Origin of the sequence: Halobacillus hunanensis, assembly GCF_900166655.1 — a bacterium.
In the GTDB taxonomy this organism is placed as follows: Bacteria; Bacillota; Bacilli; order Bacillales; family Halobacillaceae; genus Halobacillus_A; species Halobacillus_A hunanensis.
Map to the genome: position 1 here is coordinate 1,367,654 of NZ_FVZB01000007.1, position 21,602 is coordinate 1,389,255.

The following is a 21,602-nucleotide window of genomic DNA, read 5'->3' on the forward strand; positions in this document are numbered from 1 at the left end:
GTTTTAATCAAACGTAATTTCTTTTACTTTCTTATCGTCTAGTTGTTTAATGACTTCTACAATTAATTGAACGGCATTCTCGAAGTCATCCCGATGAAGCATAGCCGCATGTGAATGTATATAACGTGTAGCAATGGTTATGGATAGAGCAGGCACCCCATCATGGGTTAAATGAATAGCTCCTGAATCTGTGCCGCCTCCAGCCATGGAATCAAATTGATACGGGATAGCATTTTCATCCGCTGTGTCGACTACAAAATCTCTTAGTCCTTTATGAGATACCATAGAGGCATCATAAAGAATAATTTGCGGACCATCTCCCATTTTACTTTGAGCATCCCGCTCAGAAACACCTGGCGTATCTCCTGCAATACCTACATCCACGCCAAATGCGATATCCGGATTAATTAGATGAGCGGACGTACGGGCACCTCTTAGGCCAACTTCTTCTTGTACCGTCCCGACACCATATACAATGTTCGGATGTTTCTCAGACTTCAGACGTTTAAGTACTTCGATCGCAATAGCACAGCCGATTCGGTTGTCCCAAGCTTTGGCAAGCAGCATTTTTTCATTTTTCATTTGTGTGAATTCAAAATATGGAACGATAGAATCTCCCGGTACTACGCCAAATTCTTTTGCTTCCTCTTTACTAGAAGCCCCGATATCAATAAACATGTCTTTAATTTCGACAGCTTTCTTACGCTGATCAGCAGGTAGAATATGTGGCGGTTTAGAACCGATAATTCCAGTTAGATTCCCTTCACGCGTCATGATGGTTACGCGTTGAGCAAGCATCACCTGACTCCACCATCCACCGACGGGCTGAAAGTAAATGTAGCCTTTGTCATCGATACGGGTCACCATGAAGCCTACTTCATCCAAATGACCTGCAACCATGACTTTCGGGCCTTTTTTATTTCCAACCTTTTTAGCTACCAGGCTGCCGAGATTATCTGTATATACCTCATCTGCATAAGGGGTGATATACTTAGTCATGACATCCCGGGCTTCGCGTTCGTGCCCTGGAATTCCATTCGCATCCGTTAAATCTTTGAGCATTGTTAGTGTTTCATCTTTTTTAGCCATATGTATAATTCCTCCTTTTGTCTCACTATTCCCTATTATATAGTTTTTATTATGAATTCACAAAAAATTACGTCTAATATCCTTGATCCTGCCGCTCAAAGTTCACTTCATTTTTGTCGATATACGCCTTCTGTAATTCCTCGGCTTGAAAGCCAAGCGTTTTTCCCAGTGATAGAAAGGCTTCAAACAACTCAACATAGCTTGTCTTATCTTTTTGCAGTTTGAAATTCTCGATAGCAGTGAAAATAGAAAGAAAAGCTTCCGTTTGATTCCTCTTCTCATTAAGTGCAGTGCCCTGATAACGAAAGCCGAGGTCTAATCCCAGCGAAAGGATGAAATGTAACCCATCCACGTACTCTTCCAGCACAACTTCTTTTGGACTCGCTGGCTTATTACTCCAGAATTTAAAACAACGGGTTTCGTTCGCTAACTCACCGATTTCAACTAACAGGGCAAGTATTTTATGATCTACAACATTAACCTCTTGCAAATCATGTGTATGCGTAATGTAATCATCAAGTTTTTGCTGCATGTGATAAAAAGATTCCCACTTCATAATGATCCCCCTAAAAAAATTCTTCACCACAAATGTATCACTTTTTGAAACAAAAGGGGACCGTTACACGTACATGTGCTAATAATCAATCTCAGGGAGAAGGTATCTATGATAATTATACTCTTTCGAATCCTATTAATTATAGCCATACTGTTTATTATTTACACAGTCTACAAATTCATGATAAACCCAAGAAGAAAGCTCGATCATGCTCAACAAAAAAATGAGTTTTACTTTCACGATGCCCCCGAAAATACGAAGCAGAATTTCTTAATCACCTATAAAGGGCTGGTGTTTGAAGGGGAAAAGTACCTCGGAACTACCGAAGAAGCCTTTGAAGTTGTCACCATTAATATTTTCACTCAACACCCGGAAAAGCTGCAAGGGTTAGAGAGGAATGATCTATACTTCCTTGAAGAGCAAGTTTTAATGAGGTATCCCTATGCAAGAATTGAATGGAAATATCCGATAAACCGATTAAATATACGCCCTATTCATGATGACCAATAATGCATGAACAGCTTATATTCCCTTAGAATGACAGCTTATAAAAATAAGGTCAGTACCCTAAACAGTTGGTACTGACCTTGTTTTATTAACTAGTTTGAAAGAAATCCTGCCAAATCAATACTTCATATTTCTTCCTTAACAAGTAACATGCAAGGGCCATAAATCCAGAGAATAAAAACAGCATAGGGATGGATAAGAGGGTAATCCATTGTCCTACTGAAGTGTATACAACAGCCAAAGGAAAGTTGGCCACCAGCGATGATTTAGTATAATCCTTAAAATCTTTACTCATTTCAATTAAACAATAAGACAATAAATGAAAATGAATGAATGGAATTAAACGGAGAATAGCAATCTGTCTGACCGTTAAGTGAGCTTTTCGTTTATTCCACTTTTGATACATAGCCTGCATCTTCTTTAGCCCAAAGGGAACGAGTCGAATCATACGATAAAATATGACACTGGAAAGCAAGGTTCCAATTACTGAATAAGCAGTTCCGGCAACTGGACCGAATAACATACCACCTGTGATACAAACGAGCATGACCGGCAAAAATAATAAAGGTCGTAACAAATGGATCCCAATAAATAATAGTGGTGCCCATGCTCCTTGATGTTCTACCCATGCCAGAACGGCAATTGATGTTTCGGCCATCCACTTCGCCTCCCTGCCTACAGATTATGACAGTATTATGGAAAATAGAACCACATCAACGTGAAGAGACCTAACAGCTGGATCACTGCGATTATGGGCCACCCGATACTGAAACGGGAATAATTCGCCTTATGTCGAAATACTTTTATGCCGACTGCTCCGCCACATGCTCCCCCTGTTAAAGCTAGAAACCACAAACGCTTTTCAGACACTCGCCACTGTCTCTTTCTTGCTTTGCTTTTGTCATACCCCATTAAGATAAACAACGCAGTGCTAGATAGAATAAAAACAAACAGAACCCAGTAAAATACGACCATTATTATTCCTCCGTCCATCACGAAAAAAGCCATTTCCAGGCGAACGGAAATGGCTCCTTGTATTTAATAATTTTCTTTATTTAAGTGCCGATTTTGCTTGCTCAGCTAAACTTGCGAATCCTTTTTCGTCCTGGACAGCAAGTTCCGCAAGCATTTTGCGGTTCACTTCAACACCAGCAAGCTTAAGTCCATGCATCAAGCGGCTGTAGGAAATGTCATTCATACGAGCTGCTGCATTAATACGCGCAATCCAAAGTTTGCGAAAGTCGCGTTTTTTCTGACGACGGTCACGGTATGCATACTGACCTGACTTCATTACTTGTTGTTTTGCTGTTTTGAATAGAGCGTGCTTTGAACCATAATAACCTTTTGCTAGTTTAAGGACACGATTACGACGTTTACGTGTCACTGTTCCACCTTTAACTCGTGGCATTGGAATTCCCTCCTATATGAATCTGCATTCTTTAATTATTTTTTCGGAAGCATATGCTTGATACGACGGAAGTCTCCGGCAGATACCAATGTTGCCTTACGCAATTTGCGCTTTTGCTTCGTAGATTTATTGGCAAATAAGTGGCTTGTGAACGCATGAGAGCGTTTCACCTTTCCACTACCAGTTTTTTTGAAACGTTTCTGAGAACCTTTATGGGTTTTCATCTTAGGCATTGACAATTTCCTCCTTTAACTGATTCAGCTTACTTCTCCGCAAGAGGAGCAAGCATCATAAACATATTTCGACCTTCCATTTTTGGTTTGGTCTCAATAGTAGCGACGTCCTGGCATTCATCAGCCAGACGTTCAAGAACTTTCTGTCCAAGTTCTTTGTGAGTAATCGCACGTCCGCGGAAACGAACAGATGCTTTCACCTTATCGCCTTTTGTTAAGAATTTACGAGCATTACGAAGCTTCGTATTAAAGTCATGCTCTTCAATCCCTGGGCTTAAACGCACTTCTTTAAGCTTGATAATCGTTTGATTTTTACGAGCTTCTTTTTCTTTCTTCTGCTGCTCATAACGGTACTTACCGTAATCCATGATTCGGCAAACCGGAGGCTTCGCATTCGGAGCCACCATGACAAGGTCAAGGTTCGCATTTGCCGCAATGTCAAGTGCTTCATTACGGGACTTAACTCCGAGTTGCTCACCGTTTACATCAATGAGTCTTACTTCACGTGCGCGAATTTTCTCATTAACATTCATGTTATCCTTGCTAATAGTCAGCCACCTCCAACATAATTTTGAAACTTATATAAGATCCGTCATCGACAAGTGGTTTTGAATCCATAAAAAAAGTGTCGGCACACAGACTGCACCCACACGTTTCCCTTATAGAATACAAAGGATAAATAACCTGCCAACTGCACATGTATGCGTCGATCAGGTGAGAAGCGGGTGCTTCTTCTTGTCTCAGATCCGTTCATTCAGTTACCTAAATAATAGTAGCACGCTGTTTACTATATGTCAACAGCTATTGTTTTGCTTTCCATCGTTAAATCGTATGAAGTTTTTCCGAAAGGCTCTTTTCGTAAATTTTGTTGCTTCAAGACACAAAACTGCGTCTGAAAGTACGGCTCCGGGAATACACTACGCTTTCCGCGGCATCACAAGAGGTAAGTTCGCTCGATGTGGGCACATATCCCGTAGGACGCGGGGTAGTTCGGTATTGGAACTTGACGTGCCGGTTTTTACCGAACTTCCTTGTTTATACAGCTTCCTCGCTTGCAAAGAACGCTCACTACGGGAAATCATCGTTTTCGCTTTCCTGCAGGAGATTAGCTGGTATGTCGGTTGATTGAAGCGTAGGGCAGTCGACTCCTGCGGGAAAAGCAACAGCTGAAGATCCCACAGGAAGCGGTTTTTGCTTCCGAGGAAGCTGAAGCGTTGCCCGCGGAAAGCGACTGCCCGAAGTGAAAATCTACCACGTTGTTCGGGTAAAAGTTTTACTAAAAAGCTCAACTGGCAATACTTTTCACACCACTATTTATTTAAAAGCTTTAAATCAATCTCATTACGAATTTCATCCTTAAAGGTAGACACAGTCTTCGTTTCTGACTTTTGTTCACCGTAACGGCGGACATTTACAGCATGATCTTCAATCTCTTTATCCCCAACGACAAGCTGGAATGGAATTTTTTGAGTTTGGGCTTCGCGAATCTTATACCCTATTTTTTCATTACGCTCATCCACTTCAACTCTTACTCCTGCTTCCCGGAGTTCATCTTCAAGCTGTTTTGCATAGTCAAGGTGAACTTCAGCCGAAACAGGTATAATTTTGGCCTGAACTGGGGCGAGCCAGGTTGGAAAAGCTCCTTTATACTCCTCGATTAAGAACGCCACGAATCGCTCCATCGTTGAAACAACACCGCGGTGAATAACAACCGGGCGGTGGTCCTTCCCATCCTCGCCAACATATGTCAGATCAAATCGTTCAGGAAGGTGGAAGTCCAATTGAACAGTGGACAGTGTTTCTTCTTTTCCTAGTGCTGTTTTTACTTGAACATCAAGTTTCGGACCATAAAACGCTGCTTCCCCTTCGGCTTCCACATATTCAAGCTCCATGTCTTCCATTGTTTCCTTTAACATAGCCTGAGCTTTGTTCCACATTTCATCATTATCTACATACTTTTCTTTATCCTCGGGATCACGATAAGAAAGGCGGAAACGGTAATCATTGATACCGAAATCACGGTAAACCTCTTGCACGAGACGAACAACACGTTTAAATTCATCCTTCAGCTGATCCGGCCGTGCAAAGATATGAGCATCGTTTAGGGTCATGGCGCGGACACGCTGTAAGCCAGCAAGAGCTCCTGACATCTCATGCCGGTGCATTGTTCCCAATTCAGCAATACGGACAGGGAGATTACGATAACTATAAAATTCATTTTTATACACCATCATATGATGCGGGCAGTTCATCGGGCGCAGAACTAAGTCTTCATTATCCATTTCTAATGTCGGGAACATATCCTCCTGATAGTGGTCCCAGTGCCCACTTGTTTTATAAAGATCAACACTACCCAGTACAGGTGTGTATACATGGTCATAACCTAAACGTTCTTCTGTATCCACTATATAGCGCTCGATATTACGTCGGATTGTCGCACCTTTCGGTAACCAGAGCGGCAAACCTTGCCCGACTTTTTGATTAACTGTAAAGAGACCTAGCTCCTTACCTAATTTACGATGATCTCGTTCTTTTGCTTCCTCCAGAAGGTGAAGATACTCCTCGAGCTGTGCTTTTTTCTCAAATGCTGTTCCATAAATTCGCTGAAGCATCTTATTATCACTGTCCCCACGCCAATAAGCTCCAGAGATGTTCAATAATTTAAATATTTTAATTTTACTCGTTTGAGGAACATGAACGCCACGGCAAAGGTCAAAAAACTCCCCTTGCTTATAGATGGTAAGCGTCTCACCTTCTGGAATATCCTGAATAAGCTCAAGTTTTAAATCATCACCAAGCTCTTTATATTTTTCTATCGCTTCTTCACGAGTCAGTTCAATTCGCTCAATCTCCAGGTTCTCATCAACAATTCGCTGCATTTCTTTCTCAATTTTCGGCAAATCCTCAGGTGTTAAGGAAACATCAAGATCGATATCGTAGTAAAACCCATTTTCAATCACAGGGCCGACTCCAAGCTTGACCTCGCCATACAGACGTTTAATGGCTTGTGCCATTAAATGGGCTGTAGAATGACGCAGGATATCAATTCCCTCCAGATTTTTGTAAGTTAGAATCTCAACTGCACCATCCTGTTCAATGGGACGTCTCAAATCGTAATCTTGCCCGTCTAATTTAATAGCTAATGACTGTTTTTTCAGCCCCGGCGAAATCGACTGGGCAATCTCTTCTCCAGTTGTTCCTAGAGGAAATTCCTTTTTATTACCGTCTGGAAATGTAATGTGAATTGCTTCTGCCATGTTGCCACTCCTTTTTTCATAAAATTAAAAAAACGCTCGCCCCTTTTGCTTTATCAGCAAAAGGGGCGAGCGTGTTACTCGCGGTTCCACCCATTTCCCACAAAGTGCACTTTGTGGCTTCATTCACCCTTAACGCGGACCATACGCTGTTTACTACTCATTTCTTTTCATAAACAGAGCTCAGAGGTGGTAAACAGCTAATTCGTCAAGGAAGAGTTTTCAGCCGATGACTCTTCTCTCTATTCAAGCGTCCATTAGAGTTCTTGTCCTCATCAGTGCAGTTAAATATATGTAGGTATTATAGCGGTAAACAAGAACGAAATCAAGCCCAATCGAAAGGAAATTCCGAATGGGGCTTACAGGACGCTTTTTCCTCAAACAAATTTGTTAGCAAATCAAGCTTTGAATCTTCCAAGTGGTCAGAATAAATAATAAGCTCGTCCGGTGCAAAAATAAGAGCTGGGGTAATTCCAAAATTAATTGGTAATTGTGTTAGAAACGGATCTGGATATTGCTTTAAATAAAGAATGAGTTCATCTCGACTTACCTTATTTCCCTCATTATGAAAGTAATGAAGCGTATCGTCATGGAATACATGTAATACCTGAACTCCCGTGTCTCTATTATTGACCCCGCGTCTCCATGAATCAACCATTAGTTGATGAGCCTCTTCCAGCTTGTACTCATCCAATACTTTCCCTGTAAAATCCACTAATTCTTCATATATTTCTTCCAGACAAAAAGCACTTAACCAGTCAAAGTCAACATAGAAACGGCCAGGCAGCTTTTTACTTACACATGTTTCGATGGCCTTTTCTAAATCAGGGATTATAATTCCTGCTGGAGGTTCCAGCCTGAGCTCATTGCTTAACTCTATAATCCGTTTGATCTCCTGCTTTTCTTTATAGTGAAATACATGCTTGAGTACACCCTCTGTCCATGGTGACAGCTTTTGATCTGTAATTACTCTTGTCACACTTTGAACAAAGTCATTAATAACCTCACTCAACATCAGCTCGGTTTCTATTAATAACTTGTTATGTGAGATATCCTTAACCATCCAGGGGCAGGAGTAATCTATTTGAAGTTCTGTTATCACCTGATGGAAATAAAAAGCCACTTTTCGACTGGAAAACTGTATACATACCAACACACTTCCCCCTCATCACAAAAACATCCCCACCTTCAGTGAGCATTTATTAGACTATTACGTCTTATACATATGATAAGAAGGAATGAAACATGCCTATTGACCTCTTCGATTCTGTCCCTCAACAGGGACACTATCACTTAACTGCCGTACACGTTCTGTGATTCTCTGGGCTTTAACCTGGTCAATTTCTCCTCTATTGCTCGTCATTAAAACTTTCTCCAGTTCATTAAGCGAATAATTAGAAGTGAAAAATACCGGGAGGCGTTCCATCATTCGATATTGTAATATGGACCCCAGAATTTCGTCTCGAAACCAGGCAGATTGAGATTCTGCCCCTATATCATCCAGCATGAGCACAGGTGTTTTTTTAAAGGCATCAATCTTGTTATTCATAGAATCATCTTTTATGGAGGCTTTCATCTCCCGAACAAATTCAGGCATATAGATGACCATCGAAGCAATATTTTTTTTCATTAACTCGTTTGCAATGACACCTAGGAAAAAAGTCTTTCCCACCCCAAACGGGCCGTGAAAATACAACCCCTTGCTCGGAAGCTGCTCATCTATTTTTTCAAGGTACTGCACGGTATTTTGGATAGCCTGGCCGCGAGCATCATCATTAAAGTCTAACCGCTCAAGATTAGCTTCCAAAATTTCCTTTGGAATATGAAGGCTGCTTATTAAAGAGCGCTGATGCCGTTGTTGTTCTTGTTGCAGTTCTCTACAACATTTATTATAGACAAGCTTGATCTCTGTACCTGTCACCTCTAACTGAGGAACGTGGCCTGGTAGAATATTGATACATGCTTCGCGAGAAGGACACTTTTCACAGTCCTTTGACTGTGTTTGGTACTCATATAGTTTAATGAGCTGTTTTTCCAGCACGTCTTCAGTTAGGGAAGGATGGTCCCTGACCAGCTGTTTTATCTCTGTTGAATTCAGAACTTCCCGCTTCATATGGCTTAAACGTTGTTGAAATTGTTTATGATTTCGCATCCACTTTTGTAAAGATTGTTGAATGGGTTCCACGAATTACTACACCTCACGATCCATTTCCTTTATTCGACAGCTTACGTATCCGCTCAGCAATATCCTGCTTGTTGATCTGAACCGCAGGCTGTTTCTCTTTAGGCTCCCCGCGCTTGTTAAACCAATCCGGGATGACTTCCTGATTCTTTTTCCGATATGTGTTCTTTTGTTTTCCCCATTGCTGATACTTCTGATGTTCAGCCTTGGCCAGGTTCATTGCCTGTCTTACAGTAGATACATTCTTACGTGCCCAATGACTGGCGATCTTTTCAAGATAAGGTTTCGATAATTTCATATCCGTTTTTAACAACACATAGTGAATCAGTACATTCATAACCCCGGGCTTGAGGCCTTGTTCCGTCATAATATCGCGGATTATTTTCATCTCCTGCTCAGAGGCTTGATTACCGCTAGATAAATCCTCTAACAGTTCTCTTGGTGAAATTTCCTCAAGTAATTGAATGAATTGTTCTTCCTTACTCTCGGATTCCTTGCTGGAGCCAGGAACTTTCTCACGCTCGTCTATACTTCCATTGTCTCCAGCGGGGCGATCTTTTATAAAATCATGACAGGCAGCTTTAAGTTCCTCGACAATCAATTCATTCTCCTCATTAATCGCCCAGATAATTGCCCGCTCAATTTCACTGGACGTTAAGTTATATAACGCTACAAGCTGTGAAATAATCCGGCGGTGATCCCCCGTAAGAATTTTTTCACTCGGATACATTCTCTGCTTTAAGGCATGGTGCAGCCAATTGAAATCTACACGGCTGTCCAAAATGGCTGGACCGCGAGTCCCAGTACCCTCTCTGCGCTGCGCGAATTGTTTTTGTTGATCCAGTAAAGCTGAAGAGGGATAGACTCCATGAAATACACGATCAAATGTCTCCGTTACTTCTTCATAATCTTCCAAAGAAATAGAGGGCTTAGAAAAACGACTGCGCAATGAATTAAATTTATCTTCACCCATCTCATGTCTCAACAACAAGGAAAGCATATCATCATTAAAAAATTCCTCCGGGGAAAATGGGGATCTGATTTCATATAGGTAAACAGTTGTTGATTCCTTTTTAGATAAATATGTTCGCAATAGACCTAACGCCTCGAGCTTTTGCCTGGCCTTATAGATTTGATCTAAAGGGGTCGACAGAAATGCCATGACTGCATGGTGGGATTGGACAAGCCCCTGGTCGCACGTTTCCTCTTCATTTACTAAAAATTGATATAAGGAAATAGCAAGCTTTCCTATTAGAGGTTGATATAAATGGGTTAACGACGATTGAGCGGATTGAGGAGCTGAACCTGTTTGAATGATTGTAAATCCGTCTATTGGTAAAAGCTTTCCTATATATCGATCCATGGGTAAGATCCCCCCTTTATCTGAAAAAGAAAATGAGCCACAGTCCGGCTCATCCTTTATCTTCATGTTTAATTAATTCTTTCAGTTCATCTATAAAAACATTAATATCTTTAAATTGACGATATACTGAGGCAAAACGAACATAAGCAACCTCATCAATTCCTGAAAGGCGCCCCATAATCATTTCACCAATATCTTTGCTTTGTACTTCTGAGACTCCGCGATTTCTCAATTCCTTCTCAATATCAAGAGTCACAGCTTCCAATTCCTCAACAGCAACCGGTCTTTTTTCACAAGCACGTATTAGTCCACGCATAAGTTTCTCACGGCTGAATTCTTCTCTAGTTCCTTCTTTTTTTACGACGATTAAGGGAACTTCCTCAATCCTTTCAAAGGTCGTAAAACGAAAATCACACTGTTCGCATTCCCTTCTCCGCCTGATCGAATGTCCTTCCTCGATTGGCCTCGAATCCAGCACCTTCGTACTTTTATAGTGGCAATTTGGGCATTTCAATACAATCAACTCCACATGTTCTTCGATTCATTCTCATCTTTCCGGCGATTTCAGGGAAGGAAACTGACGATCAAGCTGTTCATAAAGCTGGAGAATTAATCTGTCGCTGAATCCAAAGTCTACCGGGCCGCCTGAATCACTCGTCACAGAAAAATCAACAGAGGTTTGAAATGGGCGCACCATAATAATGGTTGCTACGATAAAAGCTTTTCTGCTTCCCTTATAGTTCACAGTAATCTCACCACGTTCATTTGAAACAGCTGCTTTCTCGGATGGAGCAGGAAATAAATCTATTACCGCTCTGAACACATCATCCTTCTTGGCTTTATAATAGTTTGTCTTGAGTCTCTTATCATAAGGATCTTCCCCTGTTTCTGCATGATTACTTAAATACCTGGAAATAAATGATTTCACATACCTTACTCCTTCAAAACAAATTCGACATCATCTGATTATATTTTAACACGTTTTAGTAAAAAGAAAAGTGAAGGTTACCGAGGAAGGCACGGAACTTAAAAGGTGTAATCATGACCAATTCAACCAACAAAAAAGCCGCACAGTATAAACTGTACGACTTCAAAATCCCTATAGAGCACGAGACTGCTGCACTTCAACAGGCCCCATTCCTCTTGGAACTTCCACTGTTTCATTGCGGCCAGCCTCTAACGCTTTGATAATAAATTCTGCTGCAACATTAGGGTCGATACGATCACCACAAGTATACACATCAATACTTGCATATCCATGCTCTGGAAAGCTATGGATCGTTAAGTGTGACTCTGAAATAATAACAACCCCGCTGACCCCGTGTGGAGCAAATTTATGAAAGGCAACCTCCCTCACTTCCGCTCCTGCTTTAAGTGCTGCATCTACAAAAGTTTGTTCGATATATGACATATCGTTTAATTTATCTTCATTACAATCCCATAATTCGGCAATAACATGTCTTCCCATTGTATCCATTTTAGGATCCCCCTTTTGATCACTAGCAAATTCACTTCCAAATGTCCAACATGCTCTACCACGGGGGAAAGTTAGTCCTGAGAGGTCCTAACCCTTTGAGCAGACATGAGGTCAAATAATATTCAGAAGTTCAAAAAAAGTATATATGGTTTCCTGCATTAATGCAAGACACATTTTCTATTCTCTCACGGGGTGGTTCCCATTATAGATACAAAGACATGTTAATTCCACTAATTAAGATACTCTAACCTTTTTATCCTGGCTTAAAAAGCTGCCGACATATTTAGCTAAATCTACAACTCGGCAAGAGTAACCCCACTCATTATCGTACCAAGCTAACACTTTAACCTTACGATCCTCGATAACTTGTGTAGACAAGCCGTCAATTATAGCTGAGGAATCTGAAGTTGTATAATCAACGGAGACAAGTGGTTCATCACTATATTCAAGAATCCCCTTCATTTTGTCATCAGCCACTTTTGAAAAAGCAGCATTTATTTGTTCTTCTGTTACATCTACTTTAAGGTCAACTACTAAATCAACTAAAGAAACATTTGGTGTAGGGACCCTTAAGGCCATACCATTTAATTTCCCTTGCATGGATGGGATAACCTCACCAAGAGCCTTAGCAGCACCCGTGGATGTTGGAATAATAGATTGTGTGCATCCTCGCGCACGACGAAGATCCTTATGCGGATTATCCAGGTTCTTCTGGTCGTTGGTAAAGGCATGAACCGTCGTCATCAGTCCATTTTCAATGCCAAATTGATCTTCTAACACTTTAACGACTGGGGCTAAACAATTAGTCGTGCAAGAAGCGTTTGAAATTACGTCGTGCTGTCCTGGTTCATACGCTTCCTCATTTACTCCCATCACAATTGTCGCATCCACTTCTTTACCTGGGGCTGTAATGATAACTTTCTTTGCTCCAGACTGGATATGCAGCGATGCTTCTTCTTGTGTTTTAAACTTACCTGTCGCTTCAATCACAATATCTACATCTAATTCATCCCACGGCAATTCTAAAGGATTTCGAGTTGCACAGAGTCTTATTTTTTTTCCATTAACAACAATCCCATGATCTATCGCTTTAATGCTCCCCTCAAAACGTCCATGAACACTATCATATTTCACCATGTGTGCAATTGTTTCAGCAGGATAACTCGCATTAACAGCAACTAATTCAATCGTGTCGTCTAACACAGCCTTTCGAAAGACCATACGACCTATTCTGCCTAACCCATTTATTGCGATTCGTGTTTTCCCCATAAAGCAAGCCCCCTATATATGATATACTTTTAATCATTTTCACAAAATTAGTATAGCACATTGAAAGCGGTTTTGCAGAAATATCATCATTTTTTTTTTGAAAAAAACTAACCTGATCAAGAAAGAATTCTTGTCAGGTTAGTTTATGATATTCCAATTCTCAAGTATGATTTTTAATTGCTTAAAACTTTCTTCGACGCTTCCAGAATTATCAACTACAGCGTCAGCTATCTCTGCTTTTTCAGCGACGGGGATTTGAGAACTCATTCGTTGCTTGGCATCTTCCACGCTTGACCCATCACGCTCCACCAGCCTTTGTAATTGCGTGTCCTCATCTACGTATACGACAAGCGTCCGATCGGCGTAATGGGCCAGTTTACTTTCGAATAATAACGGAATATCAAGCACAACGGCGGAATGTTTGTCTTTTTTATAATGATCTCTTTGTCGGAGCATCTCTTTTCGGACTTCAGGATGCACAATTTGATTCAATATGTCACGTTTTTCTTTGCTTTCAAACACTATTTTCCCCAATCGTTTTCGATTGATCGTCTTATCTTCATGCAATACTTCATTCCCAAAAGCATCAATAATTTTTTGATAAGCAGACTCTCCAGGATCAACTACTTCTCTGGAAATGATATCTGCATCTACTACAGGGATCTTGAAGTTATGAAACATTTCAGAAATTGTACTTTTACCACTGGCTATACTTCCAGTTAATCCAATTACAACTGTCATATAGTACCCCTCCTCACACAAGCTTAATCAGTCCAATAATGATGAGCAGCATTCCTGGAAGCATTGAAATATTGTTGATCTTCTTGCTAAGTTTCGCTCCACTCTTCACACCTGCTAACAACATAAAGATCGTCATGATAACGATCAAGCATGCCGTTAAGATAGGATTTATTCCTATGAATGAACCACTGAACCCTGCTGCAAAAGTATCTAATGAGAGGGCAAGACTAAGAAGCAAAAGCTCCCTGCCTTTTATTTGACCTGACCTGTCTAGATCGGCAGCTTCAGGTGATTGTAAAACCTTTGCGGGCTGTGCCCAGACATTAACCTCTTGATTTGGTTTCTCAGGCTTTCTTAAACAATGGAAAAGAAAAAACAGCCCAATTACGATCAGTGCTATGGCCCCAAGTCTTTCAGCGTAAGCTTGATCCATGAACGGTTTGATCCACTCCCCTAAGGAGGCAGACAACAGATAGCAGCATCCTGATAATAAGGCAATGGCACAAATTCCTTTTTTCGAAATACCAATTCTTTTTAAACCAATCATACAGCCGATCCCAAAGCTATCCACGGTAACAGCCAGGCCGAAAAGAAAAGTGAATAGAACGATGCCCAATACGGTTCACCTCTTAAACATCAAATGTGTGACATAGTATATGGACTCTCATTACGACCTGTTACTTCTGACAAGCTGGGCAGACATGGGTGCCTCGACCACTTACTTTTAACTTCACAATTGGAGAACCACAGCGCAGGCAATCCGTATCCTGCTTTCCGTAAACTCGTAATTTCTGCTGAAACATCCCCATCTGTCCCTGACTGTTCAGGTAAGACCGTATGGTCGTGCCTCCCTGTTCTACTGCTTCTGTGATGGTCTCAATACTTGCCTGCCTCACCCGTGCAGCTTCCTCTTTAGAAAGCTGGTTCGCTAATCGTTCGGGATGAATACCGCTGCGATAAAGTGCCTCATCTACATAAATATTGCCTAATCCTGCTACGATCGTCTGGTCCAGCAGCACAGCTTTCATATTTCGCATTGTTTTATTAATTCTTTCGTAAAAATATTCGATTGTAAAAGCGGGATCGAATGGATCAGGACCCAATTGATTAAGCGGCTTCTGATCCCATTCTGTTCCTTTTTCAAACAAATGCATCGTGCCAAATTTTCGAACATCGTTATACCGGAGTTCAGTTCCATCAGTAAAGTGAAAAATGACATGGGTATGTTTCGGCTTCTCGACCGAAGCATCGTACATACCAAACTTTCCTTCCATTCGCAAGTGGGAGACCATTGAAATATCATCCATTTTGAAAATGAGGAACTTCCCTTTTCTTTCAATATCACGAATCGTTTGAAACTGCAACCATTGCTTAAAATCATTTGGATCTTGCGGGCGTTTAATAATATTTCCCCAATATATTGAAACGTCTTCAATTTTCTTATTTAAAACGAGCTGCTTTAATGTTTGTCTGGCCGTTTCCACTTCAGGTAGTTCCGGCATGTTGTTCCCCTCACTTACTTCGCGTCATACCAAGTTGGTCCATAAGAATAATCCACCTCTAGAGGCACTTCTAATTGCACTGTATTCTCCATGACCTCTGCTACAACATCTTTTAATTTTTCGATTTCGTCTTCTGGTACTTCTAAGATCAGTTCATCGTGTACTTGAAGTAACATTCGGGCCTTGTAACCATCTGTCTTCAAACGATTAAATAAATCGATCATTGCCTTTTTAATAATATCTGCTGCGCTTCCTTGAATAGGTGTGTTCATAGCTGTACGTTCAGCAAAACTTCGCTTATTAAAGTTACGGCTCGTTATATCAGGCAAGTATCTTCGACGTTGCATAAATGTCGTCACATAGCCTAACTGTTTCGCTTCTCGAACAGACTCGTCCATGTATTCTTTTACGCCAGGATAACTATTTAAATATTTCTCAATAAAGGTCTTTGCTTCTTTACGGGAGATCCCTAAACTCTGAGATAAACCGTAATCACTAATGCCATACACGATCCCGAAATTGACCGCCTTAGCTTGACGTCTCATTTCGCTTGTAACTTCATTACCGGGCACATCAAATACTTCACTGGCTGTCTGAGTATGAATATCTTTTCCTTCCCTAAAAGCCGTGATTAACTTTTCATCTTGAGCAATATGAGCTAAAACTCGCAGTTCGATTTGAGAATAATCACTTGAAAACATAAGCCAACCTTCTTCAGACGGTACAAAAGCCTGTCTGATCTTTCTTCCCTCTTCTAGACGAATAGGTATGTTTTGCAAGTTAGGCTCAATGGAACTTAAACGCCCTGTTTGAGCAAGTGCCTGATTAAAACGCGTATGAATCATATTAGTCGAGCCATCCACGACCTTCAGTAATCCTTCGAGATAAGTAGATTGAAGCTTACTCAACTGCCTGTACAACAGAATCTTTGGAATGATCGGATGCTGATCTTCAAGTTGTTCCAGGATGTCTGCTGACGTTGAATAACCTGTTTTTGTCTTTTTAATGACTGGTAGTTGAAGATCTTCAAACAGCACTGGTCCAAGTTGTTTAGGGGAATTCAAATTAAACGATTTCCCTGCCAATTCATAGATTTCTGCTTTGAGTGTTTCAAGCCTTTCTTCAAGCTCACCTCTCATCTGCTGAAGGCGTTCCACATCAACCTTTACCCCCTGATGCTCCATTTCTGCTAAAATCAAAGCTAATGGCATCTCTAGGTTTTTATATAAGTCCACCTGTTCGTTTTGTTCTAATTTATCTTCCATAAGATCTTTAAGTTTATATAACATAGTTGCTTTACGGACAAGATGCTTATGGAAAACCTCCTCAGAATCCGGGAGTTTCACTTTAGCTCCCTTTCCATAAACTTCCTCATCATACTGCACTGCATTTTCATTCATTCGATGACTAATTGATGGGATATCATGATTATTCTCCGAAGGATTAAGTAAATAAGAGGCGAGCAGTAAATCAAAACTAATACCTTTCACTTCAATTCCGTGGCGTTTTAAAGCCACTACTGTTTGCTTTGCATCAAAGACCCATTTTTCTTTCGTTTCATCCATCATCCATGCTTTAAAACCTGCGGACTTTTCAGCATCATCCATCGAAATAAAGTAATGATTGTGCTCATTAACAAAAGCAATCCCTTCAACCGGAGCTTGGTGATAGTTATCCGAAAGCATTTCGACAATTAAAGCTTCTTGTCCAGATAACAATTCCTCGTCAACTTCTGTTATGACCGTAACCTTTATTTCCGGCCAGTCTTCATTTTGTTCGATCGGTGTAGAAGTTCCCTCAGGTGAAGCTACACGATCCATAAGCGACTGAAAGCCGAGGTTGCGGAACAAAGCACTTACATTGTTACTTTCATATCCCCCATAACGGATGTCTTCAAGACTGATTTCAATAGGGGCGTTTCTCTCAATGGTAACAAGCTGTTTACTCATAAACGCTTCTTCCTTATTAAGCTCCAGCTTTTCTTTCAACTTTTTCCCGCTAACTTCTCCCAAGTTGTCATACACATTCTCAAGTTTATCGAACTGATTTAGAAGTTTCACAGCAGTCTTCTCGCCCACGCCCGGAACACCTGGGATATTATCTGAACTGTCTCCCATCAGCGCCTTTAGGTCGATGATTTGATCTGGACGAACCCCCATTTTTTCTTGCATAAAAGCGGGATCATAAGCATCAACAGTTGTAATCCCTTTCTTAGTCAGGCTAACTTGAATACGATCTGAAACAAGCTGCAATAAATCCTTGTCTCCTGAAATAACTTTCACTTCAAGGTTGCCTTCGCCAGCTTGAGTGGCTAGTGTTCCGATGATGTCATCAGCCTCATAATTTTCAAGCTGGTAATATGGAATAGCAAACGCGTCTAATAGTTCTTTGATAACTGGAAACTGTTCAGACAGTTCAGAAGGCGTCTTTTGCCTGCCGCCTTTATAATCCGAATACGTCTTGTGACGAAATGTAGTTTTACCAGCATCAAATGCGACCAATAAACGATCGGGCTTATCCTCTTCTAAGATTCTTAGCAGCATTGTCGTAAAACCATAAACTGCGTTCGTATAAACTCCCTTATCGTTATTCAATAGAGGCAGCGCAAAAAATGCTCGATACGCTATACTGTTTCCATCTATTAGTACGACCTTTTCCGCCATTCGCTCAACTCCTCAAGTATATGTACGTCTTTGCTCTATTCTACCACGTTTACTGTCAGGAATAAAAAAACAAAAGCGTAAGCAGACACGACAGCGGAAGTTCGGTTAAGAACGTAAAAAAAGAGCAGAAGCACGGATCGCTTCTGCCCAATAAGAGAAAACACCTTGGATGAAAGGGTTTCATTGGTAATCGTACCAAAACTTTATAAAGGATACTTTAAAAAAATATTAATCATTTGTAAATTTCTTCGGCAAAGTAATAGCAAAGGTTGTACCTTCGTTCACTTCACTTTCAACCTTTATAGATCCATGGTGAGCTTCAACAATGTGCTTTACAATCGCAAGACCGAGCCCAGTGCCCCCTGAATTACGACTTCGCGCCTTGTCCACTCTGTAAAATCTCTCAAATATCCTGGAGATTTCTTCTTCAGGAATTCCTACCCCATTGTCATTGATGGAAATTGTTACGGAATCTCCATGATCTTGCAGAGATACTTGCACCAACCCTGTTTCCCCTGTATAGTTAACAGCATTTGTAAGCAAGTTAAGAAACACTTGCTTTAACCTGCTTACATCCCCTTGAATTTTAGCTTCCACGTCAATGGACGTTTCAAGACGAATGGATTTTTGATCTGCCTGATGTTCGATTAACGGGAACAGCTCTTTTAGAAGGTTCCGCAGTTCGATCTCTTCAAGAAATAATTTAAAATCATCTCTTTCTACCTTTGAGAGCTCCAGCAAATCTTCAATAAGCGATTGTAGACGTCCACTCTCCTTCAGGATAATCTGCATAAACTGCTCCATCATTGCTTCGTCTTTCATCGCGCCGTCCAGCAGCGTCTCTGAAAATCCTCTGATTGAAGTAATAGGTGTTTTCAGTTCATGTGATACATTGGCTACGAAGTCTTTACGCATTTGTTCAAGCTTTTTCATCTCAGTAATGTCATGAAAAACAAGGACAATCCCTTTCCATTTATTGTTACTGCTAAAAATAGGCGCCCCCGTCACTTCAAAATGCCTCCGGTCAATATGGACCGGGAGAGCAAATTTTTCACTAATTGTTTCTTCAAACATAAAGATCGTCTGTACTGTTTCATGAATGGCTGGATAAGGGATAGCATCATGGTAAAGGTAACCTATGTATTTTTTTTGAATGCCGCCAAAACTTTCAAGAAAGGCTTTATTCACAAGAAGAATATAGCCCTTTTCATCTATTAATATCAGACCATTTCCCATATTATTAATAACTGCCTCTAACTGAGTTTCCTGCATTCCCTTGGTACTCATCATATCCTGAAGGTTCCTGGCAAGAACATTAATAGATCGACTCAATTGACCCGCTTCACCAAAATGACCCTCATAGGTACGAGCATTGTAGTTTCCTTCAGCTAACTCTGTAGCCGCCTTTGAAGCAGAACGAATTGGCCGAATGTACTTAGAAAAGATATTAAATACGACTAAAAAAATAGCAATAATCCCAAGCAGCAAAGTAAACCCAATGAGCAGCCAAATGTTTTTCGTAATATCTGCTAATGACTGAACTGGCGAGAATACGACGAGTGTGCCAGTAACACCTTCTAAGTTCATTTGAACTGGATAGTAGAAAACAGCCTCTCCTACTTGACCCGCACTCATAGGAAACTGGTTCATTTGGATATTTGTTATAATTGTTTGCTTTGAATCACTTGGAATCATCGGCAGTGTCTCAAGTGTATCTATAATTACCTCACCTTGACTGGAGACCAATAAGATTCCCGTATTTAGCTGTCTGCTAAAATCATTAAGAGAATCAGTAGTAAGCTGACCATTTCCTGAAAGTTCCTTAAGATAACTGGTAACGTATTCACTTTCCACGGAAATGCGCTCTTCAAAGACATCAATAAAGTAACTTCTTGTAAGCTGAACTAATAAAATTCCTAATCCGACCATGACGATAATGACAACAATCATATAGGTCAGAAGCGGTCTTTTATTGATTTTCATTTACTTTGGCTCCTCCATCTTATAGCCCAATCCACGAATCGTTTTAATATAGACAGGCTTTTTGGTGTCTGGTTCTATCTTTTCACGCAAATGGCTGACGTGAACATCAACAATTCTAGTATCTCCAACGAAGTCATAATTCCACACAGCGCTTAGCAATTGATCCCTGGATAAAACCCGTCCAATATTTTGAGCCAGATAATGAAGCAGTTCGAATTCCTTCGGAGTAAATAATAATGAATCCCCTTTAATTGTCGCTTCATACTGTTCTGGATAAATGATTAAATCAGCTATTTCAATGAACCGTGAATCATGTGCCATCGGCTCACGTATCATTCTACGTAAAATTGCCTTAATGCGGGCTACTACTTCACGCGGGCTGAAAGGTTTGGTTAAATAGTCGTCCGCCCCTAATTCCAACCCTAATACTTTGTCGAACTCATCATCTTTAGCTGTAAGCATTAGAATAGGGGTTTCCACTTGATTCTGACGGAGCCGTTTACATACTTCCATACCATCCATTCCTGGGAGCATGACGTCTAGTACAATCATGTCATAAGTCGTGGCTAGTGCTTTCTCAAGAGCTTCTGTGCCGGTATAAGCGACATCAGTCTCATACCCCGCCTGATCGATATTGTATTTTAACAACATAACTATAGATTCTTCATCATCAACTATGAGTATTCTTTGCGACACTTCAATCACCTCAATCTACAAGATACGTTCATGTTCATCATACAATGAAGTTTACACGGTGAACACGTATCTTTACAACTTTTACTTAAACTTTACATTTCTGACAGCTGCTGAAGTGATCACATTCTAATCAATAAAGGTGTCCACGAAAAAAAGCCAGCTTCTGCCGGCTTTCTTTGAACCCTAAGAAAAGTTTTCCAAAGAACTCGCGTTCATAGATTTGGGTTCGAATGGAGGCTGGACAGCTAACGTCCCTTCCACAACAACATCTCCTTCTTCGTCATATCCGACAACTTCCATGTCAGCAATGTGTTCTTCTTTATGGATGGATTTCACTTCAAGCCTTAGACGGACTTCACTATAATGATAAACAGGCTTTGGATAGGAGAGTTGTTGTCTTGTAATATGACTTCCTGGACCGGGTAAATGCATGGAAACCATAGATGATATCATTCCAAATACCATAACGGTAGGGACAACAGGACGTTTAAATGGTGTCCCGGATGCATAGTCATGCTGAATGTATAATGGGTTAGCATCGTCAGTTAAACCAAGATACATTAGCAATTCTCGATCTTCTATGGTAGAAGTTGTCTTAAACGTTTCCCCGACTTTTAAGTCATTGATTTTTTTACCCAGTTTTCTTTTTTTACCAAGCATACTTGCACCTCTTTTGAAA

General features: G+C 40.7%; 23 protein-coding genes and 2 other annotated features. Of the genes, 1 reads left to right on the top strand and 22 read right to left on the bottom strand.

Features of this window, described 5'->3' with window-relative positions; genetic code table 11:
- Positions 1-3: 3 nt before the first annotated feature.
- Both B5354_RS19660 and B5354_RS19665 read right to left on the bottom strand, forming a co-directional pair.
- On the bottom strand, positions 4-1,089 hold the full coding sequence (locus B5354_RS19660) for a M42 family metallopeptidase (RefSeq protein ID WP_079530477.1): 1,086 nt from the start codon (positions 1,087-1,089) through the stop codon (positions 4-6).
- 73 nt (positions 1,090-1,162) lie between these two features.
- Entirely contained in the window at positions 1,163-1,645 is a 483-nt protein-coding gene (locus B5354_RS19665) for a dUTP diphosphatase (protein ID WP_079530478.1), read from the bottom strand.
- A gap of 108 nt (positions 1,646-1,753) precedes the next feature.
- On the opposite strand from B5354_RS19665, the gene B5354_RS19670 reads away from it, so the two are divergent.
- A complete protein-coding gene (locus B5354_RS19670) occupies positions 1,754-2,155 on the top strand; it encodes a sigma-w pathway protein ysdB (protein ID WP_079530479.1) in 402 nt (133 codons plus the stop codon).
- An 85-nt stretch (positions 2,156-2,240) separates the two neighbouring features.
- Here B5354_RS19670 and B5354_RS19675 read toward each other — a convergent pair whose 3' ends face one another.
- The 20 genes from B5354_RS19675 to B5354_RS19770 form a co-directional block, all read right to left on the bottom strand.
- Entirely contained in the window at positions 2,241-2,810 is a 570-nt protein-coding gene (locus B5354_RS19675) for a TVP38/TMEM64 family protein (protein WP_079530480.1), read from the bottom strand.
- Positions 2,811-2,845: 35 nt separating this feature from the next.
- Positions 2,846-3,127 carry a DUF1294 domain-containing protein gene (locus B5354_RS19680; protein ID WP_139377176.1) on the bottom strand — a complete coding sequence of 94 codons (282 nt, stop codon included), beginning with the start codon at positions 3,125-3,127 and terminating at the stop codon, positions 2,846-2,848.
- Between the two features lie 76 nt (positions 3,128-3,203).
- Positions 3,204-3,560, bottom strand: a complete 357-nt coding sequence (gene rplT, locus B5354_RS19685) for a 50S ribosomal protein L20 (RefSeq protein ID WP_079530482.1) — start codon at positions 3,558-3,560, stop codon at positions 3,204-3,206.
- A gap of 35 nt (positions 3,561-3,595) precedes the next feature.
- Entirely contained in the window at positions 3,596-3,793 is a 198-nt protein-coding gene (rpmI, locus tag B5354_RS19690; protein WP_079530483.1) for a 50S ribosomal protein L35, read from the bottom strand.
- A gap of 29 nt (positions 3,794-3,822) precedes the next feature.
- On the bottom strand, positions 3,823-4,326 hold the full coding sequence (infC, locus tag B5354_RS19695; protein ID WP_139377177.1) for a translation initiation factor IF-3: 504 nt from the start codon (positions 4,324-4,326) through the stop codon (positions 3,823-3,825).
- A gap of 80 nt (positions 4,327-4,406) precedes the next feature.
- Positions 4,407-4,536: a sequence feature (ribosomal protein L20 leader region), on the bottom strand.
- Positions 4,537-5,103: 567 nt separating this feature from the next.
- On the bottom strand, positions 5,104-7,050 hold the full coding sequence (gene thrS, locus B5354_RS19700; RefSeq protein WP_079530485.1) for a threonine--tRNA ligase: 1,947 nt from the start codon (positions 7,048-7,050) through the stop codon (positions 5,104-5,106).
- A gap of 58 nt (positions 7,051-7,108) precedes the next feature.
- Positions 7,109-7,335, bottom strand: a binding site (T-box leader).
- A gap of 37 nt (positions 7,336-7,372) precedes the next feature.
- The gene (ytxC, locus tag B5354_RS19705; RefSeq protein WP_079530486.1) at positions 7,373-8,200 is read right to left on the bottom strand and encodes a sporulation protein YtxC; all 828 of its coding nucleotides are present in this window, start codon (positions 8,198-8,200) and stop codon (positions 7,373-7,375) included.
- A 96-nt stretch (positions 8,201-8,296) separates the two neighbouring features.
- The gene (dnaI, locus tag B5354_RS19710; RefSeq protein ID WP_079530487.1) at positions 8,297-9,232 is read right to left on the bottom strand and encodes a primosomal protein DnaI; all 936 of its coding nucleotides are present in this window, start codon (positions 9,230-9,232) and stop codon (positions 8,297-8,299) included.
- A 13-nt stretch (positions 9,233-9,245) separates the two neighbouring features.
- Positions 9,246-10,592 carry a replication initiation and membrane attachment family protein gene (locus B5354_RS19715; protein ID WP_079530488.1) on the bottom strand — a complete coding sequence of 449 codons (1,347 nt, stop codon included), beginning with the start codon at positions 10,590-10,592 and terminating at the stop codon, positions 9,246-9,248.
- A 49-nt stretch (positions 10,593-10,641) separates the two neighbouring features.
- Positions 10,642-11,106 carry a transcriptional regulator NrdR gene (nrdR, locus tag B5354_RS19720; RefSeq protein WP_079530489.1) on the bottom strand — a complete coding sequence of 155 codons (465 nt, stop codon included), beginning with the start codon at positions 11,104-11,106 and terminating at the stop codon, positions 10,642-10,644.
- 33 nt (positions 11,107-11,139) lie between these two features.
- The gene (locus B5354_RS19725) at positions 11,140-11,520 is read right to left on the bottom strand and encodes a cytosolic protein (protein ID WP_079530490.1); all 381 of its coding nucleotides are present in this window, start codon (positions 11,518-11,520) and stop codon (positions 11,140-11,142) included.
- A gap of 171 nt (positions 11,521-11,691) precedes the next feature.
- Positions 11,692-12,069, bottom strand: coding sequence for an adenosylmethionine decarboxylase (gene speD, locus B5354_RS19730; RefSeq protein ID WP_079530491.1), 378 nt, complete (start codon positions 12,067-12,069; stop codon positions 11,692-11,694).
- Between the two features lie 234 nt (positions 12,070-12,303).
- Positions 12,304-13,338, bottom strand: coding sequence for a glyceraldehyde-3-phosphate dehydrogenase (locus B5354_RS19735; RefSeq protein ID WP_079530492.1), 1,035 nt, complete (start codon positions 13,336-13,338; stop codon positions 12,304-12,306).
- A gap of 138 nt (positions 13,339-13,476) precedes the next feature.
- Positions 13,477-14,079 carry a dephospho-CoA kinase gene (gene coaE, locus B5354_RS19740; RefSeq protein WP_079530493.1) on the bottom strand — a complete coding sequence of 201 codons (603 nt, stop codon included), beginning with the start codon at positions 14,077-14,079 and terminating at the stop codon, positions 13,477-13,479.
- A 13-nt stretch (positions 14,080-14,092) separates the two neighbouring features.
- Positions 14,093-14,695 (bottom strand): manganese efflux pump, encoded by a 603-nt coding sequence (locus B5354_RS19745; RefSeq protein ID WP_079530494.1) that lies wholly within the window; start codon positions 14,693-14,695, stop codon positions 14,093-14,095.
- Positions 14,696-14,756: 61 nt separating this feature from the next.
- Positions 14,757-15,581: a DNA-formamidopyrimidine glycosylase gene (gene mutM, locus B5354_RS19750; protein ID WP_079530495.1), complete on the bottom strand. Its 825-nt coding sequence runs from the start codon at positions 15,579-15,581 to the stop codon at positions 14,757-14,759.
- A gap of 14 nt (positions 15,582-15,595) precedes the next feature.
- The gene (gene polA / locus B5354_RS19755; protein WP_079530496.1) at positions 15,596-18,244 is read right to left on the bottom strand and encodes a DNA polymerase I; all 2,649 of its coding nucleotides are present in this window, start codon (positions 18,242-18,244) and stop codon (positions 15,596-15,598) included.
- Positions 18,245-18,472: 228 nt separating this feature from the next.
- Positions 18,473-20,227 carry a two-component system histidine kinase PnpS gene (gene pnpS, locus B5354_RS19760; protein WP_079530497.1) on the bottom strand — a complete coding sequence of 585 codons (1,755 nt, stop codon included), beginning with the start codon at positions 20,225-20,227 and terminating at the stop codon, positions 18,473-18,475.
- Entirely contained in the window at positions 20,228-20,923 is a 696-nt protein-coding gene (locus tag B5354_RS19765; protein ID WP_079530498.1) for a response regulator transcription factor, read from the bottom strand.
- A gap of 183 nt (positions 20,924-21,106) precedes the next feature.
- Complete coding sequence (locus tag B5354_RS19770) at positions 21,107-21,583, bottom strand: MaoC family dehydratase (RefSeq protein ID WP_079530499.1); 477 nt, start codon at positions 21,581-21,583, stop codon at positions 21,107-21,109.
- Between the last annotated feature and the right edge of the window lie 19 nt (positions 21,584-21,602).

Bases quoted from the DNA above. Each gene is read 5' to 3' on its own strand.
- B5354_RS19675 (WP_079530480.1), bottom strand. From the start codon at position 2,810: ATGGCCGAAACATCAATTGCCGTTCTGGCATGGGTAGAACATCAAGGA.
- B5354_RS19680 (WP_139377176.1), bottom strand. From the start codon at position 3,127: ATGGTCGTATTTTACTGGGTTCTGTTTGTTTTTATTCTATCTAGCACT.
- pnpS (WP_079530497.1), bottom strand. From the start codon at position 20,227: ATGAAAATCAATAAAAGACCGCTTCTGACCTATATGATTGTTGTCATT.
- thrS (WP_079530485.1), bottom strand. From the start codon at position 7,050: ATGGCAGAAGCAATTCACATTACATTTCCAGACGGTAATAAAAAGGAA.
- infC (WP_139377177.1), bottom strand. From the start codon at position 4,326: ATGAATGTTAATGAGAAAATTCGCGCACGTGAAGTAAGACTCATTGAT.
- rpmI (WP_079530483.1), bottom strand. From the start codon at position 3,793: ATGCCTAAGATGAAAACCCATAAAGGTTCTCAGAAACGTTTCAAAAAA.
- B5354_RS19770 (WP_079530499.1), bottom strand. From the start codon at position 21,583: ATGCTTGGTAAAAAAAGAAAACTGGGTAAAAAAATCAATGACTTAAAA.
- speD (WP_079530491.1), bottom strand. From the start codon at position 12,069: ATGGATACAATGGGAAGACATGTTATTGCCGAATTATGGGATTGTAAT.
- mutM (WP_079530495.1), bottom strand. From the start codon at position 15,581: ATGCCGGAACTACCTGAAGTGGAAACGGCCAGACAAACATTAAAGCAG.
- B5354_RS19665 (WP_079530478.1), bottom strand. From the start codon at position 1,645: ATGAAGTGGGAATCTTTTTATCACATGCAGCAAAAACTTGATGATTAC.
- B5354_RS19735 (WP_079530492.1), bottom strand. From the start codon at position 13,338: ATGGGGAAAACACGAATCGCAATAAATGGGTTAGGCAGAATAGGTCGT.
- B5354_RS19670 (WP_079530479.1), top strand. From the start codon at position 1,754: ATGATAATTATACTCTTTCGAATCCTATTAATTATAGCCATACTGTTT.
- coaE (WP_079530493.1), bottom strand. From the start codon at position 14,079: ATGACAGTTGTAATTGGATTAACTGGAAGTATAGCCAGTGGTAAAAGT.
- rplT (WP_079530482.1), bottom strand. From the start codon at position 3,560: ATGCCACGAGTTAAAGGTGGAACAGTGACACGTAAACGTCGTAATCGT.
- B5354_RS19715 (WP_079530488.1), bottom strand. From the start codon at position 10,592: ATGGATCGATATATAGGAAAGCTTTTACCAATAGACGGATTTACAATC.
- polA (WP_079530496.1), bottom strand. From the start codon at position 18,244: ATGGCGGAAAAGGTCGTACTAATAGATGGAAACAGTATAGCGTATCGA.
- B5354_RS19660 (WP_079530477.1), bottom strand. From the start codon at position 1,089: ATGGCTAAAAAAGATGAAACACTAACAATGCTCAAAGATTTAACGGAT.